The organism is Rathayibacter sp. CAU 1779 (assembly GCF_054551755.1).
In genome coordinates this window covers 1,590,382-1,617,242 of sequence record NZ_JBTOLK010000001.1, presented here as the reverse complement: position 1 = coordinate 1,617,242, position 26,861 = coordinate 1,590,382, and the positions used below count along the sequence as shown (strand labels likewise).

Below are 26,861 nucleotides of genomic sequence, written 5' to 3'. Positions count from 1 at the left end.
CCAGGAGGCGATCCGCCGTCGTTCACACCAGCGAGTCTCGCCAGGCGGCGTGCAGCAGGGCGAAACGTCCGGTGCCGGCGATGAGGTCGGACGGCGCGCCGTCCTCGACGACCTTGCCGTGCTCCATGACGAGCACGCGGTCGGCGATCGCGACCGTGGACAGGCGGTGCGCGATGATCAGGGCCGTTCGGTCCTTCAGCAGCGTCTGCAACGCCTCCTGCACCAGGCGCTCGCTCGGGATGTCCAGCGAACTGGTCGCCTCATCCAGGATGAGCACCGACGGATTCGCCAGGAACGCCCGCGCGAACGAGATCAGCTGACGCTGACCGGCCGAGACACGACCGCCGCGCTTGTTCACGTCGGTGTCGTATCCGTCAGGAAGACCTTCGATGAACGCGGCTGCGCCCACCGCCTCAGCCGCCGCGCGGATCTCCTCCGGCGTCGCATCCGGCTTGCCCAGTGCGATGTTGTCGGCGACGGTTCCGGAGAACAGGTACGCCTCCTGCGTGACCATCACGATCGCGCGGCGCAGATCCTTGGGATGCAGATCCCTCAGGTCGACACCGTCGAGCGTGACGGAGCCCTTCGTCGGGTCGTAGAACCGCGCGATGAGCTTGGCCAGCGTCGACTTGCCCGCGCCGGTGGATCCGACGAGCGCGATGGTCTGCCCCGCAGGCACGTCGAGCGTGAACTCCGGCAGGATGACGCGATCCTTCTTGTACGCGAACGTCACGTCGTCGAAAGCGACGTGTCCCTTCGAGTTCCACAGGTCGACCGGATGCACCGGATCCGGCACGCTCGGCTCCTCCTCCAGCACACCCGAGATCTTCTCGAGCGCGGCGGCCGCCGACTGGTAGGAGTTGTAGAACATGGCCATCTCCTCCATCGGGTCGAAGAACCGACGGGTGTAGAGCAGCACGGCCAGCAGGATGCCGATGGGCAGCGCACCGCTCGCCACGCGGAATCCGCCGACCAGCAGCACCACGGCGACGGTCACGTTGCCGATCAGCACCAGTCCGGGATCGAAGATGCCGAACAGCTGGATGGTCTTCGCGTTGACGTCGCGGTAGTCCTCGACGAGGTCGCCGAACTCCTTCTCGTTGCGCTTCTCCTTGCGGAACGCCTTCACCGCCCGGATGCCCGTCATGGTCTCCACGAAGTGCACGATGAGCTTCGCGGATGCCACGCGCGAGCGCCGGAAGAGCACCTGCGATCGCTTCTGGAACCACCGCGTCAGGAAGTACAGCGGCACCAGCGAGACGAACAGGATCACGCCGGACACCCAGTCGTTGATGAACATGAACACCGCAATGAATCCGGAGTACAGCACACCCTGAACGAGCTGGTTGATGCCGGAGTCGAGCAGCTCGCGGATGGAATCCAGGTCGCTCGTCTGGCGCGAGATGATACGGCCGGACGTGTACGACTCGTGGAACTCCAAGCTGAGGCGCTGCGTGTGCAGGAACACCCGCTTGCGCAGGTCGAACAGGATGGCCTGGCTGATGCGCGCGGACTGCACCGTGTACCAGGACACGGTGACCGCGCCGACGACACCGGTCACCAGGTAGGCGACACCGGTGAGCGCGATCGGCCACCAGTCCTGCGTCTTCAGCGCGGAGATGCCCTGGTCGATGCCGATACCGATCAGCGTCGGCCCGATCACCTGGGCGAGCGTGGAGACCACGATCACGACGAGCGCGAACGCGACCTTGCCGCGCATCGGGCGCAGCAGCACCCCGAGCAGTGAGAGCGACCGGCGCCGGATCTGCCGCGACTCCGCCTTGGTGAAGTCGTTGCGCTCCTCGCCGGTGACGCCCTGAACCGTTGCGGTGGTCATTACAGGTTCACCTCCGTCATGAGTTCTTCCTCTTCGTCGTCCTCGAGGCTCGAGATGACGAATCGGTAGTGTTCGTTGGTCGCCAGCAGATCATGGTGGGTGCCCACCGCGGTGATCCGTCCGTCCTCGAGCAGAGCAACCCGGTCGGCCAGCATGACCGTCGACGGGCGGTGCGCCACGATGAGGGCCGTCGTGGAGGCCAGCACCCTGCGCAGCGCCGCCTCGACGAGTGCCTCGGTGTCGACATCCAGTGCCGACAGCGGGTCGTCCAGCACGAGCACCTCGGGGTTCGCAGCGACCGCTCGCGCGAGCGCGAGCCGCTGACGCTGGCCGCCGGAGAGGCTCAGCCCCTCCTCGCCCACCTTCGTGTCCACGCCCTCCGGCAGGTCGTACGCGAAGCCGGCCTGGGCGACCTCGAGGGCCTCGGTGAGCACGGCATCCGCTCGCTTCTTCGTGGTGTCGTCGTCGCCGACCAGGTCGGCGCGGCCGAGCAGCACGTTGTCACGCACGGACGCGGAGAACAGTGTCGCGTCCTCGAACGCCATGGCGACGTGCGTGCGCAGCTCACCCCTGGTGAGGTCGCGGATGTCGACGCCGTCGAGCGTGATGGATCCACCCGTCACGTCGTACAGACGCGTGGTGAGGGCTGTCAGCGTGGACTTGCCGCTGCCCGTCAGGCCGACGAGCGCCATGGTCTCGCCCGGCTCCAGCTCGAGATCGACGCCCGACAGCAGGTCCGGATACCCCTCTGGGGTGTCCGCGTACCTGAAGTGCGCGCCGTTGAACCTGAGCCGTCCCTCCGGTCGCTCGATCGTCTTCGGATGTTCGGGGTCGCCGATCGTGTTCGGCGTGTTCATCACGTCGAAGAACCGGTCGGCCGCCGTGCGCGTGTCGAAGGTCATCGACAGCAGGAATCCGATCGACTCGATCGGGAACCGCAGCACCGTTGCGGTGGCGAAGAACGCGAGCAGCTGGCCGGCGGTCAGCGAGCCCGTCGACACGAGCCACACGCCGACGACGAGGCAGACCGCGAACGCGACATCCGGCACCAGCAGCAGCCACAGCCAGATGCCCGCGACGGCCTTCGCCTTGGCGATCTCGGTGCCTCGCAGGTCTTCGGCCTGCTTCTCGAAGTTGCGCAGCGCGTGACGGCCGCGGCCGAACGCCTTGAGCACGCGGATGCCGTGCACCGACTCCTCGACGGCCGTCGCGAGGTCGCCGGCCTGGTCCTGACTGCGTCGTGCGATGACCGAGTACCGGCTCTCGAACACGTAGCCGTAGATCCAGAGCGGGATCGAGCACACGATGAAGATGACCGCGAGCAGCCAGTTCCACGTGATCAGCACGACGAACCCGATGATGATCGTGAGGATGTTCACGAACAGCAGCACGAAGCCGAAGCTGATCCAGCGGCGGATCAGGTTGAGGTCGCTGACGGCGCGGCTGAGCAGCTGGCCGGACGGCCAGCCGTCGTGGAAGCTCACCGGAAGGTCCTGCAGCTTGGCGTAGAAAGCGTTGCGCAGGTCCGCCTCCACCTTCGTGCCAGGCGTGAGAACGAACCAGCGGCGCAGCGAGATGAGCACGGCCTCCGCGACGCCGAGCACGAGCACGAGCACCGCGGACGGCACGACGTGCGACGGGTCGCCGTTCTTCATCGGACCGTCGACGAGGGCCTGCAGCACGATCGGGATCAGCAGCGCCACGACGGACGCGCCGATCGCCGCCACCATGCCGAGGTAGATGCGCGGCATGGCGGGCTTCGCGAAGGGATAGATGCGCGCCAGCGAGCGGAACGTGCTCAGCCGCCGGCCGTCGCCACCCGACTGAGCCGCGTGCTCAGGCGGGTGCTTCTGTTCAGTCAGTACCTGGGGTGCCTGTGAGGCAGACATGTTCACCGTTTCGTGTGGATGGTGTGCTGGGTGCTTTCAGCGGTTGCCCTGGTAGGGCTCTCGCTTGGACGCGAATCGTCTGTCGAGACGATTCTGGCGATGGGGTGCGACGCTTCGAGCGACGCTGGAGCCGAAGAGGTCCGGGCGGTGAGCGGGGGTCGCAGGAGTCGAGGTCTCGACGGATGCCCCGTGCGGGTCGGACGTTCGCGTTGGCGGGCGGTGGATTCCGCTCGCCGGCCTGTGCCGGCGGTGGTGCGGCCGGTGGCGCAGTGGTGCTGAAAGCCTGGTTCGGCCTTGTCAGCTAACCGATCGCCTGGACCGTGGCGGCGCCGATCCCTGAGCCCACGACGAGTCCGGAACCCGGTACGACTCCGGAGACTTCGACGAGGACCGCGCGGGGACGGAGCTCCGTTGCGAGGCGATATCCGGCCGGGCCCGCGAAAGACGTCGGCACGACGCGACCCGCGACTCCCGCGCGCACCAGCGGCGTGATCTCGGTCTTCGTGCTCATGGCGACCTCCTCAGGTGTGGATCCGTGTGGCAGGACGGATCCTTCTCGACCAGTCTTCCGATGCCGCGCCCACCCCGCGTGACGTCGCTGTACTGCGTGAACACACGGCGACAGCGCCGAAGTGGGTGGGATGCGACAGCAGATCAGGCTATACCTCTGCTGTGAACTGGCGCAACGTCGGAATGTGCGCCGACATGACACCAGCCCAGGAACATGCCGATCTGGCATGTTCCTGGGCTGAGAGCGCTGACCGTCGTGTCGACGGGAAACCTTGGTGTCCGTCGACGCGACCGGATGGGGGTGGCTGAGAGTCGGGGTGACCCGGGTTGAGGCGGTGGGAATGCCTCAGGCCATGGCGGGGACGGCGTCGAGACGGGCGAGGGCGACCGCCTCGGCCGCCGCCAGAGTCGTGATGTCGCGGGCACGGGCATCCGCGAAGATGTCGGCGACGGTGTCGCCGATGCGCTCGACACGCTCACGGGTCGCCTCGGCGTTCGCACCCGGCCTGGTCAGGGTGTCGAGGAAGATCACGCCGCCGGCGTTCACGACGAAGTCGGGCGCCCAGGCGATGTCGCGCTCGCGCAGCAGCTCCGCGCCGGAGCGGTCGGCGAGCTGGTTGTTGGCGGGCCCGACGACAGCCCGCACCTGCAGCGACTCGATCACCTCGGTCGTGAGGATGCCGCCCACTCCGGCCGGCACGAACACGTCGCCAGGCACGCGGATGGCCTCGTCCGGCGTCGTCCAGGCGGCGCCGAGACGGGCAGCCAGCTCGCGCTTCGCGGGGTTCACGTCGGTGACGGTGAGCAGGGCGCCCTCGGATGCCAGCCGCGTCGCGAGCAGGGATCCCACGTGACCCAGCCCCAGCACGGTGAAGCGCCGGCCGGCGACGGTCCGGTCGCCGTACACGGCGTCGAGCGTGGCGAGGATGCCCGCGTACACGCCGTGCGCCGTCGCGTCGCTGGGCTCGCCGACCCCGCCCTTGTCGGAGGGCAGGCCGCAGACATCCTTCGTGCGCTCGGCGACGACGGCCATGTCGTCTGCGCTGGTGCCGACATCCTCGGCGGTCATGTATGCGCCGTCGAGGCTCGCGATCGCGTCGCCGAGGTCGAGCATGACGGCACGGCGGCGTTCGGCATCCAGCTGCGTTCCGCGGGGAAGGTAGACGACGGTCTTGCCGCCGCCGCGGTTGAGGCCGGCGGCGGCGTTCTTGTACGTCATGCCCTCCGACAGGCGCAGCGAATCGGCGACGGCCTGCGCCCAGTCGTCGTAGGTCCACAGCCGGCATCCGCCGAGGGCCTGGCCCAGCACGGTGGAGTGCACAGCGATGCTGATCGTCAACCCGCTGCGCGGCCCCTTCACGATGAGGAGCTTCTCGTGGGGAAGGTCGGATCCGGTCGACTCGACGAGTTCGGCGAGAACGGATTCGGCCAAGGCCGACCCGGAACGAGCGGTTTCGGCCGAAACAGATTCGGACAGGACAGACATCGGCGTCTCCTTGCGCGCGGGCCGCGACAACGGGGTGGTGTGTCGGGGCGACGATCCCGCCTCATGAGCGGGAGGTACACCACCATCTTGCCATCGTGACCACTCGCCGCGGGCGCGGTCGCGGCTGCGGGCGCAGGCAGCAGAGTTCCTCAGTGAGGCGGGCACCGCCGCTACACGAACCGCGGAACTTCCTGGCGGATCTGGTCGCTTAGCGACGTCGAGGCGGCACCACGCGCCAGGAACTCGCCGTCCGCAGGATCGCGCTTGCGCCTCAGCCGACGAGGATGCTCAGGCAGGTGACGCAGCCCTCGAGCTTCTCGAACTCGGAGATGTCGACCGTGACGACGCGGTAGCCGAGATCCGCGATGAGTTCCGCCGTCTTGGGAGCGGATGCCGCCACCAGCACGGCGTCCGGTGCGAGCACGACGACGGCGACGCCCGCACGCTCCGGCACGGCGAGGAAGCGGTCGAAGACGCTCGGGTCGGCGATGAGGTCGGCGTCGCCGATCACCGTGCCGTCTGGCAGTGCGGTGACGGCGGACTTGAGGTGGAGCGCACCCTTGATCGGGACCGCGATGACCCTGTAGCCCTCTTCGGCGGCGATCGCGCGCAGCTGGCGTACGCCCTCGGCGTTCGTGCGCTCGCTGCGTCCGACGTAGATCGTCGTGCCGACGCGGAGAACGTCTCCGCCGTCGAGCGTGCCAGGCTCCTGGATGCGGTCGATGCGCAGGCCGAGATCCGTCAGTGTTGCCTCGGTGCCGGGGGTCTCGCCACGGCGCTGCTCGGCGCCGGAAAGGGCGATGACGGCACGGTTTCCGAGGATGACGGCCGTGTCCTCCACGAAGACGGAGTCCGGAAGCACCTCGGCCGCTGCGACCTCGACCGTCTCCCAGCCGTTGTCGGCGAGCGCCGCGACGTAGGAGTCCCACTGCTCGTCCGCCTTGGCGGGATCCACGGCGACGCGGCCGATGTTCGTGACGATGCCCTCGGCGAGGTTCGTGGCCGGAACGCGCACCAGCGCGACCCGGCGGCCCGTCGCGGCAGCCGTGTCGAAGCGCACGATGGCGCGGTACAGCCAGCGACCGAACGTGGGCGTGAGCACGGTGACGAGCAGGATGAAGAGCAGGTTGCGCTCGCCGGTGATCGCCCAGAGCACGGAGATGGTGGGTTTCTGCCCGTTGCTCACGAAATAGATCATCGTGTCGAGCGCCGTGGCGATCACGCCGACGACGAGACCCGTGATGAGAGCGCCCCACCAGGTGGCGAAGATGTCGAAGATCGCTGCGACGGCGAGCAGCACGAACGTGAAGACGGACGCGAGGGTGAAGAAGCCGCTCAGGCTGAGGATCGCCGGCCAGCCGGCGCTCTGCGCCCCCAGGAAGGCCTCGTTGCTGAGCACGACCGTCCCGATGTGCACGAGGAGCGCGACGAGGAAACCGGTGAGGACGGATGCCACGATCTTGCGGCTCCAGGCGACAGTCATGGCTACGACCCTACCGGGGAGCAGGCTATGCGACCGCTGGATGACGGCCGCCGGGATATGTTATTTTGACGATCGGTCGACAAAATAGCGCAGGCGAGGACGAGACGGAGACGACCACGGGTCCGCCCGCACCGCCACGTCGAGAGGGGAACCACATGGCACGAGCAACGCTCAGCCGGGATCGGATACTCGAGAGGGCGTCGGACCTGATCGTGGAACGAGGCTTCGCGGCGACGTCGATCGCCGACATCGCGGACGCGCTCGGCACAAGCAAGGCCGGCATCTACTACCACTTCAACTCGAAGGCTCAGATTCTCGAGGGACTGAGCAGCGATCACCTCGCGCACCTCGGTCGGCTGGCCACCTGGGCCGAGACATCCGCTGCATCGCGCGAGGAGATCCTCGGTGCCTACATCGACGGCGTCATCGCGAAGGGACAGCTGATCACCGCGCTGTGGAGCGATCCTTCCGCGCGCGACGGGCTCGATCTCGGAGGCTTCAGCAGGCACTGCGATCGGATCCTGGACGCCATGGCGCCGAGATCCGGAAGTCTGGCGACCAGGGTTCGGGCCGATGCTGCGCTGACCATCGCCCAGAACGCCGGACGGCTCGTCGCGGAGGGGCCGGCATCCGCTCGTCGTGCGGCGCGCGACGCCGTTCTCGCAGCGGCGCTCGGCGCTCTAGGACCGGCGGATACCGACAGCGGATCGGGGACCGTCGGCAACGACCGCCCGGAGAAGACGAACGAGAACCGAGAAGGAGCATCGGCATGACTCGAGAACTGGACGAATGGCATTCCCGCGTCGGCGGTTACGTGCCCCGGCCGAACCTCGCCGATTACGCGGAGAAGTACGCGGACTACTTCACGATGCGTCGGGAGAACGGGATCCTCGAGCTGCGGATGCACACCCGCGGGGGTCCCGCGCAGTTCGACTTCGCCGTCCACAACGCGTGGGGTCAGGCCTGGCAGGAGATCGGGAACGACCCGGAGAACGAGGTGCTCATCCTCACCGGAACCGACGACGAGTGGTTGTCGACGCGACCGGTCAGCCCCGAGGAGGTCTCCGAACGTCTGATCGAGCAGGAGCGCCCGTCGGGCTTCGCGTACGAGCACACGTACTACGACGCGGTCAAGCTTCTCGAGAACTTCGTGTTCGCGATCGACATCCCGACCATCGCTGCCATCAATGGACCGAGCCCCGCGCACACCGAGTTCGCACTGCTGTGCGACATCACGCTCGCCGCGGAGACGGCGGTCATCGTCGATCCCCATCTGCTCGTGGGCGTCACGCCGGGTGACGGGCAACAGTTGACTCTGCAGGAACTGGCTGGGACGAAGCGGGCCGCGTACCACCTCTACACGGGACGTCCTCTTGACGCCGCAGAGGCGCTCCGACTCGGGGTCGTCAACGAGGTTCTCCCGTCCGACGAGCTGCTTCCGCGCGCGTGGGCGATCGCGAACCAGATCATGGAGGCGCCTCGCGCCGCACGACGGCTGACGCACGCCATCGCCCAACGCCCGTGGAAACGCCGGCTGGTCGACGACCTCGCGTTCGGGGTGGCGCACGAGATGTTCGGGATCTCCGCCGACCGGGGGTGAGATGCCGCGAGCGCTCGTCTCCGTCCGAACGACAAGACAGGGCCAGCCGTCCTGCTGTGTCGGGCGTCGGCTCACCGCCCGGGGCGCTCCTCGCGATGGCCTTTGCTTTCAGCTCCACCGCCTACCCGACCGCCGAGACGGCGGTCGGCGCTGGGGTCGCGGCAAAGGCCAGAAATGGCCTTTGCTTTCAGCTCCACCGCGCCCACGGGTCGTAGTCCGCGATCAGCTCGCCCTGCTCTGGACGTTCGTCCTCGGGCACGTGCTGCAGGTTAACGCGCACGCGGTACCACTGCGAGCTGGACCCCCGCATGCCGTCGACGAGGATGTCGGCGGGGCGAAGGCGACCGGCGGCATACGGATGCGCAGCCTTCCAGCGCTCCAGCGCGTCGAGTGCCTCCGGCTTCGTCTTCGTGCGCGCCACCTCGATGAGCGGCATCGACGAGACACGCCGGCCGGCGGCATCCCCGCTCTGCGTCCGCTCGCCGCGAGGCGGTTTCTCGGCGGGACCGAGCCGTTCGGCGAGCGCGAGCAGCGCGCCGAGAGAGCCGACGGCGTCGTCGATTCCCTCGTGCGGATCTCCGCGCTCGGCGAACCGCTCCGGCACGGTCAGCACCGTGAACTCCTCGGGGCGACGGGAGCGCACCTCGTCCCAGTCGACGGGGGTCGAGACGCGCGCGTCGGGCAGCGGCCTGATCGAGTACGCGGATGCCACGGTACGGTCCTTCGCGTTCTGGTTGAAGTCGACGAACACGCTCTCGCCGCGTTCCTCCTTCCACCAGCGTGCGGTGGCCAGTCCGGGCGCGCGATTCTCCACCTCGCGCGCGAGCGTCTCGGCGGCCAGTCGCACGTCGGCGAAGGTCCACTGCGGCGCGATGCGCACCAGGATGTGGAGGCCTCGCGATCCGCTCGTCTTCGGCCAGCCGACGAGCCCGCTGTCGTCGAGCACGTCGCGCACCACGAACGCGACGTCGACGATCTGCGACCAGTCGACGCCGGGCATCGGATCCAGGTCCACCCGCAGCTCGTCCGGATGGTCGAGATCCTCGGCACGCACGGCGTGCGGGTTGAGGTCGAGGCATCCGAGGTTCGACACCCAGGCGAGGCCGGCCGCGTTGCGCAGCACGGCCTCCTCGGCGGAGGTTCCCCTGGCATAGTGCAGCGTCGCGGTGTCGATGTAGTCCGGATGCCCCTCCGGCACCCGCTTCTGGAAGAAGGGCTCTTGGGACAGTCCCTTCACGAAGCGCTTGAGCACCAGCGGACGTCCGCCTGCGCCACGCAGCGCACCGTCCGCGACGGACAGGTAGTACCGCGCGAGGTCGAGCTTCGTGAGACCTGGCTCAGGGAACACGATCTTGTCCGGATGCGAGACCCGCACCTGAACACCGTCCACCTCGAGGAACGTCTCGGCTTTCGACGACGGGCTCATCCCGTCACGGTAAGCACGCCGGTGCGCCTCCCGCCACCCCTTCCGAGGGTGCCCGTTCCTCCACCCGAGAGTGCCCGTTCCTCCACCCGAGAGTGCGCGTTCCTCCACCCGAAAGGTGCCGGTTTCCCCTCCCGAGAGTGCCCGTTCCTCCACCCGAGAGTGCTCTTCGTCATGCGTGACGACAGCCGACGACCCGCTCGGTACTGTCGGATCATGCCTCTCGTACGCATCGACAGCATGAACACCCCGATCGACGTGCTCGACCGCCTCGGGCAGGCCGTGCACGAAGCCCTCGTCGAGGCGATCGGCATTCCGGCAGACGACCACTTCCAGGTGCTCAGCAGCGGCACGTCCAGGGTGATCGCGGATCCCGGCTACCTCGGTGTCAGCCGCGACGAAGGCGCCGTCATCGTCCAGGTGGTGCTGCGCTCCGGTCGCACCGTCGAGCAGAAGAAGGCGTTCTATGCGGCGGTCGCAGCGAGGGCCGCATCCGCCGGCGTCGAGCCCCGTAACGTGACGATCGTGCTGATCGAGAACGAGCTCGTGGACTGGTCCTTCGGCGAAGGCATCGCGCAGTACTTGCAGTAGCGGGCACGGATGCAGGCCGGTCGGTCGGCGTCCCACCACCCCCGAAATCCGGAACACCTGGCGCTCGTTGTCGCTTCCTCAGCGGCAAGCGACAACACGCGCCAGGTATTCCAGGGAGGACCGTCAGTGGAAGAAGTGGCGCTCTCCCGTGAAGTACATCGTCACGCCCGCGGCCTTCGCGGTGTCGATCGCGAGCTGGTCGCGAATCGATCCACCCGGCTGCACGATGGCCTTGACGCCGGCGGCGATCAGGATCTCGGGGCCGTCCGGGAACGGGAAGTACGCGTCGGATGCCGCAACCGATCCGGCAGCGCGATCCCCGGCACGCTTCACCGCAAGATCGCACGAGTCGACGCGGTTCACCTGACCCATCCCGACGCCGACGGATGCCCCGCCCGACGCGAGCAGGATCGCGTTCGACTTCACCGCGCGGCACGCCGTCCACGCGAACTCGAGGTCTGCGAGCGTCGCGGCATCCGCCGCCTCGCCCGCCACCAGCGTCCACTCGGCTGCCGGCGCGAAGTGCCTGTCGGACTCCTGCAGCAGCATGCCGCCAGAGAGCTGCTTGACCTCCGTGGTCGGCAGCTCGAAGCCCTCCTGCAGCTTGAGGATGCGCAGATCCTTCTTGGTCTGCAGCAGCTCCAGCGCATCCGCGTCGTAGTGCGGGGCGATGATGACCTCGGTGAAGATAGGCTTCACGGACTGCGCCATCGCCAGCGTCACGGTGCGGTTCGCCGCGATGACGCCGCCGAACGCGGAGGTGGGGTCGCACTCGTGCGCCTTGCGGTGGGCAAGCACGATGTCGTCGTGCTCGCCGGTGACGGCGATGCCGCAGGGATTCGCGTGCTTGATGATGGCCACGGCAGGCAGCGCGAAGTCGTATGCGGCGCGCAGGGCGGCATCCGCGTCGACGTAGTTGTTGTACGACATCTCCTTGCCGCCGAGCTGCTCCGCCTGGGCGATGCCGTTGCCGCCCGCTGACGTGAAGAGCGCCGCGGCCTGGTGGCTGTTCTCGCCGTAGCGGAGGGATGCCTCGCGCTGCCACGTCCTGCCGACCCAGGCGGGGAGGGCGCTGTCGTCGTCGGGCGCGAGGGCACCGCCGATCCAGGTCGCGACGGCGACGTCGTAGCTCGCCGTGTGCCGGAACGCGTCGCGGGCAAGCGCGGTGCGGAAGGCGAGGGTCGTGCCGCCGGATGCCACGGCATCCGCGATCTCGGCATACCTGGCCGGCGAGGTGACGATCGCGACGTTGGCGAAGTTCTTCGCCGACGCACGCACCATGGCGGGCCCGCCGATATCGATCTGCTCGACGACCTCGAGCGGCTCGGCCCCGGATGCGACGGCCTCCGCGAACGGATACAGGTTGCTGATCACGAGCTCGAACGGCTTGATGCCGAGCTCGGCGAGCTGCTGTTCGTGGTCTTCGAGCCTCAGGTCGGCGAGCAGACCGGCGTGGACGGCGGGGTGCAGGGTCTTCACGCGGCCGCCGAGCGACTCCGGGAAGCCGGTGAGCTCGCTGACTTCGGTGACCGGCAGGCCCGCCTCGCGGAGCGTGCGCGCTGTGTTGCCTGTCGAGACCAGCTCGACGCCGGCACCGTTCAGTGCCGTCGCGAGCTCGACGATGCCGGTCTTGTCGATCGCCGAGAGCAGTGCACGGCGCACCGGGATGACGTCCCGTTCGCGGTAGAGGCTCGGGTCGGCGGCGTGCGGGGCGCTCATGCTGTTGCCAGCTCCTTCAGGTCGATGTGTCCGTTGGCGATGTCGAGGACCGACTGGATGAGCAGTCGACGCTCCACGATCTTGATCCGGTCGTGCAGGCTCGCCTCCGTGTCGCCCGGCAGGACGGGCACGCGTTCGCGGGCGATGATCGGACCGGAATCGACACCGTTGTCGACGATGATGACGCTCGCGCCGGTCTGGCCGACACCGGCGGCGAGCGCGTCCCGCACCCCGTGAGCGCCCGGGAACTCGGGCAGGAACGCGGGATGCGTGTTGATCATGTGCGGGCTGAGCGCGTCGACGACGCGCGGCGGGAAAAGCCGCATGAAGCCGGAGAGGATGACGAGGTCGGGCTTCCACTGACGGATCTGCTCGAGCACCGCATCCCCCCACTCGGCGCGGTCGTCGAACGACGAGAACGCGACGGTGAACGTGGGGATGCCGAACTCCTCGGCCACCTGCAGCCCGCCGGCATCATCGCGGTCGCTGCCGACGGCGACGACCCGAGCAGGGAACTGGGCATCCTGGGATGCCTCGAGCAGCGAACGCAGGTTGGACCCCTGGCCCGAGACCAGTACGACGAGCGACAGCACCTCACAAGCCTACCGGCGCGCGGTGGAGCTAGGAGCGCGCGCTGGAGCTAGGAGCGGAGGCCATTTCTTGCCTCCGCCGCGACGCCAGCGCTGACCGCCGTCTCGGCGGTCAGTTCCCAGGTGACCTCTCCTGGCCTGCAAGCCACTCACACCAGCCGCAGGTGCCACCGGTCCGGCGCGAAGCGGTAGATGGTGCGATACGCCGCCATGCCGATGAGCACGCCGATCGCGATCGCCACAAGGCTCGCGCCGATGGCCTCGAACGTGACGGTCGCTCCCGTCCCGCTCGCGGACTGGGTGAGACCGATGAGTCCGGACGCCCCTGGCACCAGCAGCCAGAACGCCGGCAGGAAGCAGACCACGGCAGGTGGTGCCCCGGGAAGCGACTGCGCGAGGTAGGCGACGAGCGTGAGCAGGAACGCGCCGAGCATCCCGCCTGCCACGGTCCCGCCGTCGATGCTCGCCCCGAGCAGGGTGCCGATGAGCTGCCCGCCGTACGCGATGAGAAGCGTGATCGCGAGGTAGTAGAGCGAGAACCGCGGTCCGCAGAAGTACAGGAAGAATCCCGCCGACATGAGCAGGACGCCGACCCAGGCCGCGTATTGACCGACGACCGAGCCGTTGGAGGAGAGCGCGAACCACTCCGGGAGTCCGACGAGCTGGTTCGCCACGAGAATGCCGAAGGCGAGGAACACGAGCTGCGCCACCCCGTACACGAGCCGGGAAGCCCCGGCCAGCATGTCCCCGGCGGCGAGCTCCTGCACGGCGATCGTGAGCACGCCTCCTGGCAGCAACGTCACGAGCGCCGGGACCAGCACCCAGATGGGTTCGCGTGCAAATCCCCAGTCGGCCGCGACGAAGGCCACGAACGAGATGACGAACGCGGCGAAGGTCGGGAGGAGGACCGCCGCATACGAACCCGGGCGCACCAGCAGCTTCATGCCGCCGACGAGCACGCCGAGCACGAAGGTGAGTACGAGCGAGGCGACGGATGCTCCGGACAGCACGAGCGCGACCCCCACGGCGATCACCCCGTGCCCGAGCACCCGCACCGGCCAGCGGAATCGCGGACGGGTCCGCAGTGCGGCCTCGACCCGACGGATCCCGTCCGCCGCGGTCAGCGATCCCGAGATGGCGTCCTGGGCGATGTCCGACACGAGTGCCGCCCGGTCGAACAGCACCTCGCCGCCCGCCGCCTCTGAGAGATCGAACCGCGTCTCCTGTTCGCCGGGGATGCCGACGAACACGGCCGTCGGGAACACGACGACGACGGCGTCCGGTGATCCGAGCGCGACCGCCGCGTTCTGCAGCGTGCGCTTGATGTCGGTGACGGCTGTACCGGTTCCGGCAAGCGCGCCGCCGAGTCGCACCAGGAACTCCTGCAGCTCGGCGGCCGGACGCTCCTGCCGCTGACGCACAACGATTCCCCGCCGGTGCAGCGGCCAGCGCCACTCCCAGCGACTCGCCCGGGACGGTCTCGGACGGTCCGCCGGCGTCGACGCCGTCGTCGGCGCTCCCTCGGCCGACGGCCCGACCGTGTCGGACGGTTCGGCCGGTTCGGACGACGACGGCCCGCTCATCCCTGCCGTCCCTCCGTGCCGCGATTCCCACTCTTCCGAGTGCGGGGCGCGGGCTTCGACTCGTCGAGGGCCGGATCCGGATCCCGATCCCGATCAGTGTCCTCGTGGCGGGCGAAGTCGGGGCCGGCGAAGTCCTGCTTCTGGTAGACGCGCGGAAGGCGTCCGCGTGGGGTGGGGACACGAGGCGCGGCGGGCCGGGCGAGCGACCCGGCGCCCGACGGGCGAGCGGAGGCGCTCGGGTGGGCCGTGACGTCCTGGCGGGAAGAGTCACCGCGACGCCGATCACCCTTCTTCCGGTCGCGCGAGACCACCGGCACCGGCTCGGTGTCGAACTCCTCGCGCGGGGTGCGCTTCGGAACCGGCCCTGCGCCGGGACGCCTGTCCTCCAGATCGTCGCTCAGGTCGTCGCTCAGATCGTCGTCCATGGCATCCGGGTCGTACCAGGCGAGCGCCTTCCGCAGGTTCTCGTCGGCCTCGCGGCGCTTCGCTCCGGCACCGACCGCGACGCCCACCGGAACCGGTGTCGGCTGTCGCGACGGCCCAGACGGGCGAACCGGAGCGACGACATCCGTCGATGAAGCGGCGCGCCGCTCGCGGAGGCTGAGACGCACCGCATCCTCATCGGGCTGCCGCCGGATCGCCACCCCGATCGCGCACCCGACGAGCGCTTCGACGGCGAAGACGCCCGCGACCAGCAGCGGGTTCGGTCCTGCGTCGTGCAGACGTCCTGGGCCGATCGATCCTGCTGACCACCAGGCAAGCAGGCCGACGATCGCGCCGGAGGTGACAGCGGCGCACAGCGTGATGAGCGTCAGCCTGCCGACGCCCCACGCTGCGGACGACGCGCGGGACGACGGTGTGCGCGGGGCGGGCATCCGCTCCAGCCGCTGTCGGGTGAGGAAACCTGCGGCCGCGCCGCACAGCACGGGGACGAGCACGGCGATGAGTCCGAATCCGGGGTCGCCCTGGGGCAGCGCGCCGAGGATCGGCACGCTCGGCAGCGGCCCCAGCGTGGTCTGCGTGACGTCGACGGACGATCCCGTCCCGACGGCGAACCCGGGGCCGGCGAGCCACGATGCGGTCCAGCTGACGGCGTTGGGCAGCAGCGCCAGCTGGGCCAGCGTAAGCGCCCCGGCGCCGAGAATGCCGGGCTGCAGCGTCTCGTAGAGACCGACGATCCGCCCGTAGCGCACGGCCATCAGCACAGCAAGCACGACGGCCGCCGCGGCGATCAGCAGCAGCGCGGCAGCCACTCCGGCACGCAGTCCGGATGCCAGCACCGCGCGCGTGGACGGGCTCCAGTTCACGACCGGCCACGGCAGAACCGCGCCCCGATCGGAGACCGGATGCTCCGCTCGGGTCGGATCGTTGCTGTCGCGCAACACTCCCGCGATCATCCCGATGCCGATCCCGATGGCGAAGACCGCGGGCGGCAACAGCGTCCCCTGCAGCAGGGACGGGATGACGGATCCGCTGTGCGCGCTGATCGTGACGAGTCCCGACAGCACGGCGAAGACGACGACGGCCGCGATCGCGGCCGTGACCGGATGCGGCGTCGCCCACGCACGACGTCCGGTTCGCGACCCGAGCAGAACGGTGAGCAGGGCGAATCCGAGCGCAGCGATCGTGATCGGGAACACGTTCGTGCCGCTCAGCCCGAAGAGAGCGGATGCGGCCGGCGCCAGCGTGATCGTCACGTCCGTGCCGTGGCCGAGCAGCCAGATGTCCGCCGCCGCGCGCCAGAACGGGACCCAGTCGGCGGCGAGATCAAGTTTCAGCGCCCACAGCACGGTCAGCGGGACGAGCGGGATCGCCACGCCCACGCCGAGGGCGATCACCGCGTCGAGCGCGGCCAGCAGGATGACGGTCAAGCGATTCATGCGCTGACGACCCTACCTGCGGGCGGCGGTCCGACAGGGCGGGCGCGCCCGGTCCCAGGCAGCTCTTCGGCTGGCTCAGGCGGTCGCGGAGACGGATGCCGCGGCATCCGTCTCGCTCTCCTCCACCGGCGGCCGGCTGAGCAGCTCGAGCACGGCGATCACGAGCACGGCGATCACGGCGGTCCAGATGATGACCGGCGGCGTGAGCGGACGCAGGAACACGACGACGGCGGCAGCGACGAGTCCGACGATCACGCGAAGCAGCACGCGCTGCTGGTACATCCACGTGCCGACCTTCCCGGTCGTGATCCCGTGCTTCTCGGCGCCGCGACGGGCGGCGGCGAATCCCGCGCCGGCGTAACCGCGCAGGGCTCTCGCCCAGCGGAACGGCGCACTGATCATGGTGATCACGAACACCGTCACGGCCAGCACCGCAACGGCCACCACGATGGACTGCACGAAGCCGAGGATGCCTGCGTACAGCGTGCCTGCGGCATCCGCGGGTATCGAATTCGACACCGACAGCACGAAGACCGTCTTGCCCACGGAGATGCCGATGCTCACCAGGATCATCGAGAGCCCGAGCGCGACGGATGCCCAGATCAGCGCGATCGTGCGCCGCCTGGCCACGAGCACCCCGGCCGCCAGCAGCACGAGCACCACCCACGGAAGCCAGATGCCCACCGCGACCACGAGGTTGTACAGGCCGATGTAGAGCGTGACGGAGCTGGACTGTGCGATCACGATCGTCTTCGTGATGGTCGGGATGTTCTTCGCGAAGGCGAAACCCTGATCGACGAGCTGCGCCTTGACGGCGTCGATGATGGGCCCGAGCTGCACCCCTATCTGACCGTTCGGCCCCACGCTGACGGCGGCGTTCTTGTCGCCGTTCAGTGTGGCCAGCAGCTGTCTGTGCGTGATGGTCAGAGTCTGTTTCCAGATGTCCGAGAACGCGTCGGAGTGCACGAACTTCGTGACCGTCGACGTGATGAGGCTCTTGATCCCGGCGACGAGGGGCGCCTGGAGCGTGTTCAGCGCCTCGGATGCCCTTGGTCCAAGACCGAGGTTCTCCAGGCCCGTGAAGACCTCCGACGTGATGCCCTTGATGTCCACGTTGGATTCGATCGCCGATACCGTCTGATCGACGACGAGCGCCTGCACGGCCGGCTTGTCGGCCAGCGGCGCGAACGTGTCGACGAAGTAGCTGGTGTCTGTGAGCTCGCGCTGCGCCCACGTGGACACCACGGCCACCGGCGCCAGGATCGACGCGATCACGATGAGCACCGTCGCCAGCAGCGTCCACGCCCAGCTGCGCTTCTTCTTCCCTCCGGATGCCGCGCCCTTCGCCCCGGAGCCTCCCACGTCCCCTGACACCCGCGCCCGCTCCGCCGCTTCCGCCCTCGCCTGCTCGACGGCGTCCGCGGTCCGCGCCCGCTCGGCCTCGGCATCCGCGAGTGCGCGATCGGCCGCCGTTCGCGCCTCTGCCGCAGCGGTGCGAGCCTCGGCGGCATCGCCGCGAGCCTGCTCTGCTGCGGAGGATGCGGCATCCGCCCTGGCGGTCGCCTCCTCGAGCCTCGCGCTCAGCTCGGCACGTTCGGCCGTGACGCGGTCGAGCTCGGCCTGCAATTGCTGGTTGGTCATACGCGGCATGCCATCCCCCTGGCTGTGGTCGCCGCACGCAGCGGTGTGTGTCGACTCTACGATCCGACGGCCGCGCATCCGGGGAGTTCCCGCGGGGGATCATCCGGAACAGATGACCGAGCACCGAACACGACAACAACCGGTTCGCGCGTCCGCAGGCACGACGTGGAGCTGGGAGGGGGAACTGGCGGTGGAGACGCGGGAACTGGCGGTGAGGAAGCGGAGACCGGCGGTGCACAGCGCGCAAGGTGCGCGACAGACGTGCGATTCCGGGCTCAGAGCACGAGCGGGGTTCCGGCGGTCGGGATCCGCAGCCGGCCGGACAGACCGGCGTAGCCGAATTCGCGGACGAGCCGTTCCCGCGTCTCGCTGAAGTGGTGCCACCCTTCGGCGTGAACGGGCACGATCACGGCGTCGCCCAGCACGTTCGCCGCCTCCACCGCAGTGCGGGCGTTCAGCGTGAGGTCGTCGTCGCCGAACCGTCCGACGTTGGCACCGCCGGTGAAGAGAACCGCGATGTCGACGGTCCCGACCCGCGAGGCGATCTCCGCAACGAGGTCGACGGATGCGTTGTCGCCCGACACATAGATCGTCGGATGCCCCGGCGCACGCAGCAGAAACCCCGTGACGGAACCCGAGAGTCGCTCGGCGCCCTCCGGGCCGTGCCGCGCGGGGAGGCCTGTCACTTCCACGGACCCGATCCTGTGGGTCTGCCAGGGGGTCAGCCCTGCGACACCGTCGATGCGACCTGCCGCCTCCGGTGTGGAGAGCACCGTGTCGACGCGGCCGAGGAAGTCGCGGCCGGCGCGGTCAAGGTTGTCGGAGTGCTGGTCGTGTGAGAGGAGCACCAGGTCGATCTGACCGACGTCATCCGGACGCAGCGCCGGTCCGGTCAATTTGTGCAGGGTGACGCCCGTGCTCGGGTAGTCTCCCGGCTCGTCGAACGTGGGATCCGTGAGGATCCGCAGTCCCGCATAGTCCAGAATCGCGGTCGGACCGCCGAGGAGCGTGAGCGTGAGTTCTGCTGAGGTCATGGGGCTCATGCTGCCGCAGCTGCCCCGGGCGGTGGGATGCGGCATCCGCTCGTCCCACCTGCCGTTCGCGTGCGTGCCCGCTCGCCTGGACGACAGCAGCCAGTTCGCACGTCCGCAGCCACGTCGAGTGGCTGCTTTCGCGCGAACTGGCTGCGGTTGAGCCGGTAGCGACTACAGGGCGGCGACCCTGCCTGTCCGGTGCGCCGCCTACAGGGCGGCGACCCTGCCTGTCCGGTACGCCGCCTACAGGGCGGCGTACACCTCACGGAGGAGCGCGGCGGTCTCGCTCGGGGTCTTGCCGACCTTGACACCCGCGGCCTCCAGGGCCTCCTTCTTGGCCTGAGCAGTGCCGGCCGAACCGGACACGATCGCGCCGGCGTGACCCATGGTCTTGCCCTCCGGCGCGGTGAAGCCTGCGACGTAGCCGACGACCGGCTTGGTCACGTTGGCCTTGATGAAGTCGGCAGCGCGCTCCTCGGCGTCACCGCCGATCTCGCCGATCATGACGATGGCCTTGGTCTCGGGGTCGGCCTCGAACGCGGCGAGCGCGTCGATGTGCGTGGTGCCGATGATCGGGTCGCCTCCGATGCCGATGGCTGTGGAGAAGCCGAGGTCACGAAGCTCGTACATCATCTGGTAGGTCAGCGTGCCCGACTTGGAGACGAGTCCGACGTGGCCCTTGCCGGTGATCGTGGCGGGCGTGATGCCCACCAGCGACTCGCCGGGTGTGATGATGCCGGGGCAGTTCGGTCCGATGATGCGGGTCTTGTTGCCCTTGGCCTTCGCCTCGGCCCACGCCTCTGCGCTGTCCTGCACCGGGATGCCCTCGGTGATCACGACGAGCAGCGGGATCTCGGCCTCGATGGCCTCGAGCATCGCGTCCTTGGCGAACGCCGGCGGCACGAAGATGATCGAGACATCCGCCCCGGTCTTCTCGATGGCCTCGGAGACCGCGCCGAAGACTGGCAGCTCGACGGCGTTGCCGTCCTTGTCGGTGTGCGACACGGTGGTGCCGGCCTTGCGGGCGTTGACGCCGCCGACGACTTGGGTGCCGGCCTTGAGCATGAGCGCCGTGTGCTTGGTGCCCTCGCCGCCGGTGATGCCCTGGACGATGACCTTGGAGTCCTTGTTGAGGAAGATCGACATTAGTTATTCAGTCCTTGATTTCGACAAGCTCAATCGGCGGGTTCAGGCGTTGGCCAGTTCGGCTGCCTTGTCGGCACCCAGGTCCATCGTCTCGGCGAGCGTGACGAGCGGGTGGTTGTAGTCGTTCAGGATGGCGCGGCCCTCCTCGACCTTGTTGCCGTCCAGACGGACGACGAGCGGCTTGTTCGCCTCGGATCCCAGCGTGTTCAGCGCGCCGACGATGCCGTTGGCGACGGCGTCGCAGGCGGTGATGCCGCCGAAGACGTTCACGAAGACGCTCTTCACCTGCGGGTCGTTCAGGATGACATCCAGTCCGGCCGCCATGACCTCGGCGGATGCGCCACCACCGATGTCGAGGAAGTTCGCCGGCTTCACGCCGCCGTGGTTCTCGCCGGCGTAGGCGACGACATCCAGGGTGCTCATCACGAGTCCCGCACCGTTGCCGATGATGCCGACCTGGCCGTCGAGCTTGACGTAGTTGAGGTCGTGCCGCTTGGCCTTCGCCTCGAGCGGGTCGGCAGCGGACTTGTCCTCGAGCGCCTCGTGGTCCGCGTGGCGGAAGTCCGCGTTGGCGTCGAGTGACACCTTGCCGTCGAGCGCGATGATGTCGCCTTCACCCGTGAGTACGAGCGGGTTGACCTCGACGAGGGTGGCGTCCTCGCCCTTGTAGACGTCGTACAGCTTCACGAGCACGGGCGCGACCTTCTCGATGAGGTCGTCGGGGAACCCGCCCGCCTTCGCGATCTGCTTCGCCTTCGGCAGGTCGATGCCGGTCAGCGGGTCGACCTCGACGCGGGCCAGCGCCTCGGGCTTCTCCACCGCGAGCTGCTCGATCTCCATGCCGCCCTCGACGCTGCACAGCGAGAGGTAGGAGCGGTTGGCGCGGTCCAGCAGCACGGAGAAGTAGAACTCGCGCGCGATGTTCGCACCGCCGGCCACCATCACGCGGCGCACGACGTGGCCTTTGATGTCGAGGCCGAGGATGGCCTTCGCCGCCTCTTCGGCGTCGTCCGGCGTCTTCGCCACCTTGACGCCGCCGGCCTTTCCACGGCCACCGGTCTTCACCTGGGCCTTGACGACGGTCACGCCGCCGAGCTTCTCGGACGCCGCCCGCACCTCTTCCGGGGTGTCTGCGACGATGCCCGGCAGTACCGGGACTCCGTACTTCTCGAACAGGTCACGTGCCTGGTACTCGTAAAGATCCACTGCTTCCCAATCAATATGCGAGTGAAATGGCAGTCGGTGCGGGCCCCGTCGAAAGATGGGACCGGGCTGGTGGACACTCCAGTCAGATAGCTCGACGCCGAGATAAATTGCCACCGACAGCCTACCCGAGGCTCGTGGCCGTTCTCTCCGCGCCCTGGTTGCCCGCACATCCTCCCGACGGCGAGCCCGCACTCGATTGTCGAACCACCCCTGAATTCGCGGTGATACCGGGGTGGCTCGGCGACATCCGGGTGGCTCGGCGACACCGAGGGCTCGGGGCGCGCGGGAGTCGTCGGTACTCTGGCTGTGTGGCCCCAGATCCGGTTCGCGAACCGCTGGGCATCGCGGATGTCGGCGGCGAGTGGATCATGCTGGCCGGCGGCGGGTGCGCCATCCTGCTGCAGCTCGCGCATCCGTCCGTCGGACGCGGGGTCGCCGAGCACAGCGACTTCGCGGATCGCCCGTACGACAGGCTGATCGGCACGCTCACGTACGTGACGGCCGTGGCGTGCGGAGCCGAGGAGGACATCCGCACGGTGCGCCGCATCGTCGGGCGTGCGCACGCTCGGGTGCGCGGATCCGCGGAGGCCGCATCCCCCGCGTACAGCGCCTACGACGCCGACCTTCAGCTGTGGGTCACCGCGACGCTGTACTGGACGGCCGTGCGCGTGCACGAGCGCGTCTTCGGGACGCTGGATGAGGCATCCGCCGACCGCTTCTACCTCGAGTTCGCGGCGGTGGGCACGTCGCTTCAGCTGCCGGCGGGTGCCTGGCCGGCGACCAGGGCGGCGTTCGACGAGTACTGGGCGGATGTCGCATCACGCTTGAACGTGACGCCCGCCGCCCGCAGGGTGGGCGACGATCTGCTGCGCGCCGTTCGCGCCCCGCTGTGGATGCGCGCGATCATGCCGTGGGCTCGGCTGGCCACCGCGGCGCTGCTTCCCGAGCACGTGCGGCGGCAGTACGGCCTGATGCTGACCGACCGCAATGCGCGCAGGTACGAGCGGATGATGTCGGTCGCCGCCGCGGTCTACCCGCGTCTGCCCCTCGGCATCCGTCACATCGTGCGCAATCGTCTGCTGCGCCGGCTGCGCGCCCTCCGCTGACTGCCTTGCTTCGTCGGTCTGCGACAGCGGATGCTTGCCGCGAAGAGGAGCACGGTGCCTTCGCTGTCGGATCCACCGCAGGGACCCGTATGCTTTCGCCGACGGATCCGCCGCGCACACCCGAAGCGCAGGCGCCGCACGACGAAAGGCCTGCCGTGTCCTCCTTCTACGACTGCTTCATCGCCGGCGATCACGAGGCTGCGAAGCACCTCGTGGCGAGCGCGCTCAACTCGCAGGGCTTCATCGTCGAGGTGCAGCCGAACGGCAACTGGTACGCCCGCCGCGGCAACGCGACGACGACGGTCTTCGCCGGCGCACTCGCCGGCGACGACTTCCAGATCACGTTCGGCGTGCAGTTCTTCGTGGATGCCGCCGGCCAGCTGGTCGCCCGCCTCGACAAGAACACCGCAGCCGGATTCTTCAAGGGCGGCGTGTGGGGCCTGAACAAGATCGACACGGCCTTCGCCCAGACGGCCGGCGCCATGTACAACACCCTGCTCGGCGCCGGCGTCCTGACCAACACCGCCGAGGGCTGACCGACACCGGAGACTGATCGAGCACCACTGGGCCTGAGCGACTCCGGGCCTGAGCGGCTCCGGGTCTGAGCGACTCCGAGGCTGAGCCGCTCAGGATTCGGGACGATCGATCCCGAACAGCGAGCACGTCACGTTGTAGTACTCCTCGGTGATGCCGAGGTCGCTCATGCCGATCCTCAGCGCGACGCGCTGCGACGCCGTGTTCTGCGGATGTGTGACCGCCAGCACACGGTCGAGCCCGCCCTCGAAGGCGTGCTGCAGCACGCGTGTCGCCGCCTCCGTCGCGTAGCCGCGACCCCACGCATCCGGATGCAGATGCCAGCCGATCTCGGTGTCACCGGATGGACGAAGCGGTTCGTCGGGACCGGATGCCGGCAGCTCCTTCAGCAGCAGCGCGCCGTGCGGGCGCCCGGTCGCGAGCTCGGTGATCGCCCAGATTCCGTGCACCGGATGATCCATCGAGCTGAGCCGCTCCGCGCGCGCGATCGCCTCGGCGCGATCCGTCATCACGCGCGGATCACGCCCGATGAAGCGCTGCACCTCCCAGCGCGAGTACATGTCGAAGAGAAAGTCGACGTCGTCGAGCGTCCAGGGTCGGAGCTGCAGGCGTTCCGTCGTGAGTGTGATCACGGACGCTCACGCCGCACGGGGCACATCTGTCGTGACCTGCTCGTGGTCGACCGACTCGATGCATTCGACGCAGAACCACTCGCCATCCGCCTCGAGGAAGGCGTCGGCCGCGCACACGGCGCACCGGTGGGTGGCAAGCAGCAGGTCGAGGTCGTCGTCTGCCGCCGCGTTCTCGATGATGAACTGCTCGTCTCGGGTCATGTCTCCATGGTCGGTCCGGCCACCGACATGCGATTGAGGCGTGCCGGTGAATGCTCGCATTCATCGGCACGACAATTGCGCCGGCTCTGCGCGATCGCGCCATCTTTTCCGGCACGATACCGAAAACCTGGCGCGATACCGAGAACCGGTGCGAACAGAGAGCGGACGAGCCGCCCGCCATGTCGGTGGGTCGCGGTACACCGGGTGCATGAGCGAACGAGTACGGCGCTGGATCGATGGCTACATCCGAGCGTGGGAGTCGAACGCACCGGCCGACATCCGCGCCCTGTTCACCGAGGACGCCACCTATCGCACGGCACCGTTCCGGGATCCCTGGCGCGGTGTCGACGAGATCGTGACGGAGTGGATCCGCCGCAAAGACGAGCCGGGCGATGCCGCGTTCACCTGGGAGGTGGCCGGCGAGGACGGCGATCGCGTTTTCGTGCAGGGGACGACCGTGTATGCCGACACCACCTACAGCAATCTGTGGGTGATCGACTTCGCCCCGGACGGGCGAGCCACCTCCTACACGGAGTGGTGGATGGACCAGGCCTCGCCGCCCGAGTAGCGACCGCGCGGCCCTATCCCTGTGCCGCCGCGATCGCGTCGCGCAGCATCCCGTCGCGCTCGTTCAGGAGACGGACCGCGTCTGCTCCTTCGAGCCCGGTGACGACCACCAGGATCGCCGCCTTCACCCAGCCGTCGACGGAGGACAGCGCTGCCGCCGCCGTTGCGGCATCCGTTCCGGTGGCGAGCATGACGATCCGCTCGGATCGCGCCCGGAGCTTCTCGTTCGTGGCCCGCACGTCGACCATGAGGTTGCCGTACACCTTGCCGAGCCGCACCATCGTGAGCGTGGAGATGGTGTTCAGCACGAGCTTCTGCGCGGTGCCAGCCTTCATGCGCGTGGATCCCGTGACGGCCTCGGGTCCGACGACCGTCTCGATCGCCACGTCGGAGGCGGCGCCGATCACGGATCCCGCGTTGCACGCGAATCCCACGGTGGCCGCGCCCAGCTCCTTCGCACGCAGCAGCGCACCGAGCACGTAGGGCGTGCGCCCGGAGGCGGAGATCCCGATGACCGTGTCGTCGGCGGCGATCCCCAGCTCGTCCATCGCTGCTGCGCCGGCGACGTCGTCGTCCTCGGCGTTCTCGACTGCGGTGCGGATGGCCAGGTCACCGCCCGAGATCACGCCGACCACGCGCGACGGATCCATGCCGTACGTGGGCGGGATCTCGCTGGCGTCCAGCACGCCAAGGCGCCCCGGCGTTCCCGCACCGACGTACACGATGCGGCCGCCTTCGCGCATGCCAGAGACCGTGAGCTCGATGGCCGCAGCGATCTGCGGTGCAGCGGCGGTCACGGCATCCGGAACCGTCGCGTTCTCCGCGCAGAGCAGCGCGACCTGTTCGTCGAGCGACAGCAGGTCGAGGTCGAGGGTGGCCGGATTGACCGCCTCCGTCGCGAAGGTCGTCAGGCTGTCGCGCAGCTCGCCGCGCTCGTCGTCACTCACTGGTGCTCCGTTCGTCTGACGCGGATGCCGCTGTCTCCGCATCGCGCGGCGAGACGTGCCGCGGCACGGCGTCTCCCCACACACTATGCGCCGGATGCGGCGCCTGACGCCTCGCCGGCGCCGCCTCCCGACGCGTTGTCGGACGGCCCAGCGGACGCATCGCCGCGCCGGCCGCCGTCGCGCACGATCCATCGGCCGATGACCACGAGGATCAGCCCGATGCCGGCGCCGAGCACCGTCTCGAGCAGACGGTCGCCAAGAAGTGGGCCGACGGCCGTCGTGCGGCCGAGCTCCGACACCGACAGGGCGAGCGGCGTGATGAAGACGAGGGCGGCCGCATAGAACCATCCGACGAGCAGCTCCGTCACGAACTGGCACACGCCGATCGCGACGATGAGCACACCGTCGGACGGATTCGGCACGAGAAGCAGCGCCGCCGCACCGACGCCGAGCGCCGTTCCGACGATGCGCTCGACGGCCCGCACCGTGGAGTTCGGACCGTGCGGCGGCGGGATCACCGCCGTGAGGCTCACCACTGCCCAATACGGATGTCCGATCCCCAGCGTCACCGCGATCGCGCCTGCGGCGAGCGCGCCGACTCCGTTCTGCGCGACGGCGAGCCAGACCCGACGGTTGCGGAGGACCGATCGCCTGGTCGTCACGCGCCCGAGCGGGCGGTAGACGCGGGCCAGGCGCCCAGGCGTGAGACGTCGCAGCACCCAGCCCGACATGCCGAGGGCCCAGGCGAGGGCGGCGGACAGCACGGCCACGAGCATCCGCTGGCCCAACTCCGACACGGGAGTCGGCAGCCCGGCGCACACGAGCAGGGCGAACACGAAGAACAGCGGGCCGCGCGGGAGGAGGTCGATGGCTGCCGCGACGAGCGTGCCGAGGGTGGTCACCACGATGAGCACGAGGGCGACGCACCAGAGCGGTGCAGCGGATGCCGCGAGCAGGCTGCCTGCCGCGATGCAGAGCACGAGTCCGGCGGCGGCGACCGTCATGCTGACGATCCGCTGACGGTAGGGCTCGCTGCGTCCGTAGAGCGCCGTGAAGGCTCCGAATGCCGCGTAGGCGCCCCAGTCCAGACGGCCGATCGCCATCAGGATCAGCAGCGGCACCATCACCGCGACCGCCGCACGGAACGCCACCTCGACGTCGAGTCCGCGCAGCCGAGGGACGCGCGGCGGCAGCAGCCTCATCGGCCGGTCCAGCGCGAGGTCGTACCTACCGAGGTCGCATGTCCCGAGATCGCA

The 26,861-nt window shown here is 68.9% G+C and carries 24 protein-coding genes; 6 read left to right on the top strand and 18 right to left on the bottom strand.

What is annotated here, in order from left to right; genetic code table 11:
• Positions 1-22: 22 nt before the first annotated feature.
• The 5 genes from ACX9R5_RS07375 to ddaH form a co-directional block, all read right to left on the bottom strand.
• Positions 23-1,837, bottom strand: a complete 1,815-nt coding sequence (locus tag ACX9R5_RS07375) for an ABC transporter ATP-binding protein (protein WP_459408336.1) — start codon at positions 1,835-1,837, stop codon at positions 23-25.
• Positions 1,837-3,726 (bottom strand): ABC transporter ATP-binding protein, encoded by a 1,890-nt coding sequence (locus tag ACX9R5_RS07370; protein ID WP_459408335.1) that lies wholly within the window; start codon positions 3,724-3,726, stop codon positions 1,837-1,839. Before ACX9R5_RS07370 ends, ACX9R5_RS07375 begins: the two co-directional genes overlap by 1 nt.
• A gap of 301 nt (positions 3,727-4,027) precedes the next feature.
• The gene (locus tag ACX9R5_RS07365) at positions 4,028-4,237 is read right to left on the bottom strand and encodes a hypothetical protein (RefSeq protein ID WP_459408334.1); all 210 of its coding nucleotides are present in this window, start codon (positions 4,235-4,237) and stop codon (positions 4,028-4,030) included.
• A 345-nt stretch (positions 4,238-4,582) separates the two neighbouring features.
• Positions 4,583-5,722, bottom strand: a complete 1,140-nt coding sequence (locus ACX9R5_RS07360) for a Glu/Leu/Phe/Val dehydrogenase family protein (RefSeq protein WP_459408333.1) — start codon at positions 5,720-5,722, stop codon at positions 4,583-4,585.
• Positions 5,723-5,993: 271 nt separating this feature from the next.
• Positions 5,994-7,205, bottom strand: coding sequence for a dimethylargininase (gene ddaH, locus ACX9R5_RS07355; protein WP_459408332.1), 1,212 nt, complete (start codon positions 7,203-7,205; stop codon positions 5,994-5,996).
• A 155-nt stretch (positions 7,206-7,360) separates the two neighbouring features.
• On the opposite strand from ddaH, the gene ACX9R5_RS07350 reads away from it, so the two are divergent.
• Entirely contained in the window at positions 7,361-7,978 is a 618-nt protein-coding gene (locus ACX9R5_RS07350; protein WP_459408331.1) for a TetR/AcrR family transcriptional regulator, read from the top strand.
• Positions 7,975-8,805, top strand: a complete 831-nt coding sequence (locus tag ACX9R5_RS07345; RefSeq protein WP_459408330.1) for an enoyl-CoA hydratase/isomerase family protein — start codon at positions 7,975-7,977, stop codon at positions 8,803-8,805. The genes ACX9R5_RS07350 and ACX9R5_RS07345 overlap by 4 nt, the downstream gene beginning before the upstream one ends.
• Positions 8,806-8,992: 187 nt before the next feature.
• Here ACX9R5_RS07345 and ACX9R5_RS07340 read toward each other — a convergent pair whose 3' ends face one another.
• Entirely contained in the window at positions 8,993-10,231 is a 1,239-nt protein-coding gene (locus ACX9R5_RS07340; protein ID WP_459408329.1) for a DNA polymerase domain-containing protein, read from the bottom strand.
• A 213-nt stretch (positions 10,232-10,444) separates the two neighbouring features.
• Between ACX9R5_RS07340 and ACX9R5_RS07335 the strand changes: the two genes are divergently transcribed.
• The gene (locus tag ACX9R5_RS07335) at positions 10,445-10,819 is read left to right on the top strand and encodes a tautomerase family protein (RefSeq protein WP_459408328.1); all 375 of its coding nucleotides are present in this window, start codon (positions 10,445-10,447) and stop codon (positions 10,817-10,819) included.
• Positions 10,820-10,942: 123 nt separating this feature from the next.
• Here the strand turns inward: ACX9R5_RS07335 and purH are convergent, their stop codons facing one another.
• The 8 genes from purH to sucC all read right to left on the bottom strand — a co-directional run bounded on the left by purH (position 10,943) and on the right by sucC (position 21,618).
• Positions 10,943-12,538 (bottom strand): bifunctional phosphoribosylaminoimidazolecarboxamide formyltransferase/IMP cyclohydrolase, encoded by a 1,596-nt coding sequence (purH, locus tag ACX9R5_RS07330; RefSeq protein ID WP_459408327.1) that lies wholly within the window; start codon positions 12,536-12,538, stop codon positions 10,943-10,945.
• The gene (gene purN, locus ACX9R5_RS07325) at positions 12,535-13,131 is read right to left on the bottom strand and encodes a phosphoribosylglycinamide formyltransferase (protein ID WP_459408326.1); all 597 of its coding nucleotides are present in this window, start codon (positions 13,129-13,131) and stop codon (positions 12,535-12,537) included. The genes purH and purN overlap by 4 nt, the downstream gene beginning before the upstream one ends.
• A 146-nt stretch (positions 13,132-13,277) precedes the next feature.
• Positions 13,278-14,711: a threonine/serine exporter family protein gene (locus ACX9R5_RS07320; protein ID WP_459408325.1), complete on the bottom strand. Its 1,434-nt coding sequence runs from the start codon at positions 14,709-14,711 to the stop codon at positions 13,278-13,280.
• The gene (locus tag ACX9R5_RS07315) at positions 14,708-16,591 is read right to left on the bottom strand and encodes a cell division protein PerM (RefSeq protein WP_459408324.1); all 1,884 of its coding nucleotides are present in this window, start codon (positions 16,589-16,591) and stop codon (positions 14,708-14,710) included. Before ACX9R5_RS07315 ends, ACX9R5_RS07320 begins: the two co-directional genes overlap by 4 nt.
• Positions 16,592-16,666: 75 nt before the next feature.
• Positions 16,667-18,241, bottom strand: coding sequence for a hypothetical protein (locus ACX9R5_RS07310; RefSeq protein WP_459408323.1), 1,575 nt, complete (start codon positions 18,239-18,241; stop codon positions 16,667-16,669).
• A 266-nt stretch (positions 18,242-18,507) separates the two neighbouring features.
• Positions 18,508-19,266: an MBL fold metallo-hydrolase gene (locus ACX9R5_RS07305; protein WP_459408322.1), complete on the bottom strand. Its 759-nt coding sequence runs from the start codon at positions 19,264-19,266 to the stop codon at positions 18,508-18,510.
• Between the two features lie 243 nt (positions 19,267-19,509).
• Positions 19,510-20,412: a succinate--CoA ligase subunit alpha gene (sucD, locus tag ACX9R5_RS07300; RefSeq protein WP_459408321.1), complete on the bottom strand. Its 903-nt coding sequence runs from the start codon at positions 20,410-20,412 to the stop codon at positions 19,510-19,512.
• A gap of 42 nt (positions 20,413-20,454) precedes the next feature.
• Positions 20,455-21,618, bottom strand: coding sequence for an ADP-forming succinate--CoA ligase subunit beta (gene sucC, locus ACX9R5_RS07295; protein WP_459408320.1), 1,164 nt, complete (start codon positions 21,616-21,618; stop codon positions 20,455-20,457).
• A gap of 308 nt (positions 21,619-21,926) precedes the next feature.
• Here sucC and ACX9R5_RS07290 point away from each other — a divergent pair, with 308 nt between their 5' ends.
• Together ACX9R5_RS07290 and ACX9R5_RS07285 are read left to right on the top strand one after the other, a co-directional pair.
• A complete protein-coding gene (locus ACX9R5_RS07290) occupies positions 21,927-22,724 on the top strand; it encodes an oxygenase MpaB family protein (RefSeq protein ID WP_459408319.1) in 798 nt (265 codons plus the stop codon).
• Positions 22,725-22,879: 155 nt separating this feature from the next.
• Positions 22,880-23,260, top strand: coding sequence for a hypothetical protein (locus ACX9R5_RS07285; protein ID WP_459408318.1), 381 nt, complete (start codon positions 22,880-22,882; stop codon positions 23,258-23,260).
• Positions 23,261-23,350: 90 nt separating this feature from the next.
• Here ACX9R5_RS07285 and ACX9R5_RS07280 read toward each other — a convergent pair whose 3' ends face one another.
• Positions 23,351-23,890, bottom strand: coding sequence for a GNAT family N-acetyltransferase (locus tag ACX9R5_RS07280; protein WP_459408317.1), 540 nt, complete (start codon positions 23,888-23,890; stop codon positions 23,351-23,353).
• Positions 23,891-23,896: 6 nt separating this feature from the next.
• On the bottom strand, positions 23,897-24,091 hold the full coding sequence (locus tag ACX9R5_RS07275; RefSeq protein WP_459408316.1) for a hypothetical protein: 195 nt from the start codon (positions 24,089-24,091) through the stop codon (positions 23,897-23,899).
• 208 nt (positions 24,092-24,299) lie between these two features.
• Between ACX9R5_RS07275 and ACX9R5_RS07270 the strand changes: the two genes are divergently transcribed.
• Positions 24,300-24,659: a nuclear transport factor 2 family protein gene (locus tag ACX9R5_RS07270; protein ID WP_459408315.1), complete on the top strand. Its 360-nt coding sequence runs from the start codon at positions 24,300-24,302 to the stop codon at positions 24,657-24,659.
• A gap of 13 nt (positions 24,660-24,672) precedes the next feature.
• Here ACX9R5_RS07270 and murQ read toward each other — a convergent pair whose 3' ends face one another.
• On the bottom strand, positions 24,673-25,605 hold the full coding sequence (murQ, locus tag ACX9R5_RS07265; RefSeq protein WP_459408314.1) for an N-acetylmuramic acid 6-phosphate etherase: 933 nt from the start codon (positions 25,603-25,605) through the stop codon (positions 24,673-24,675).
• Between the two features lie 83 nt (positions 25,606-25,688).
• Positions 25,689-26,807, bottom strand: a complete 1,119-nt coding sequence (locus ACX9R5_RS07260) for an FUSC family protein (protein ID WP_459408313.1) — start codon at positions 26,805-26,807, stop codon at positions 25,689-25,691.
• Positions 26,808-26,861: the final 54 nt, after the last annotated feature.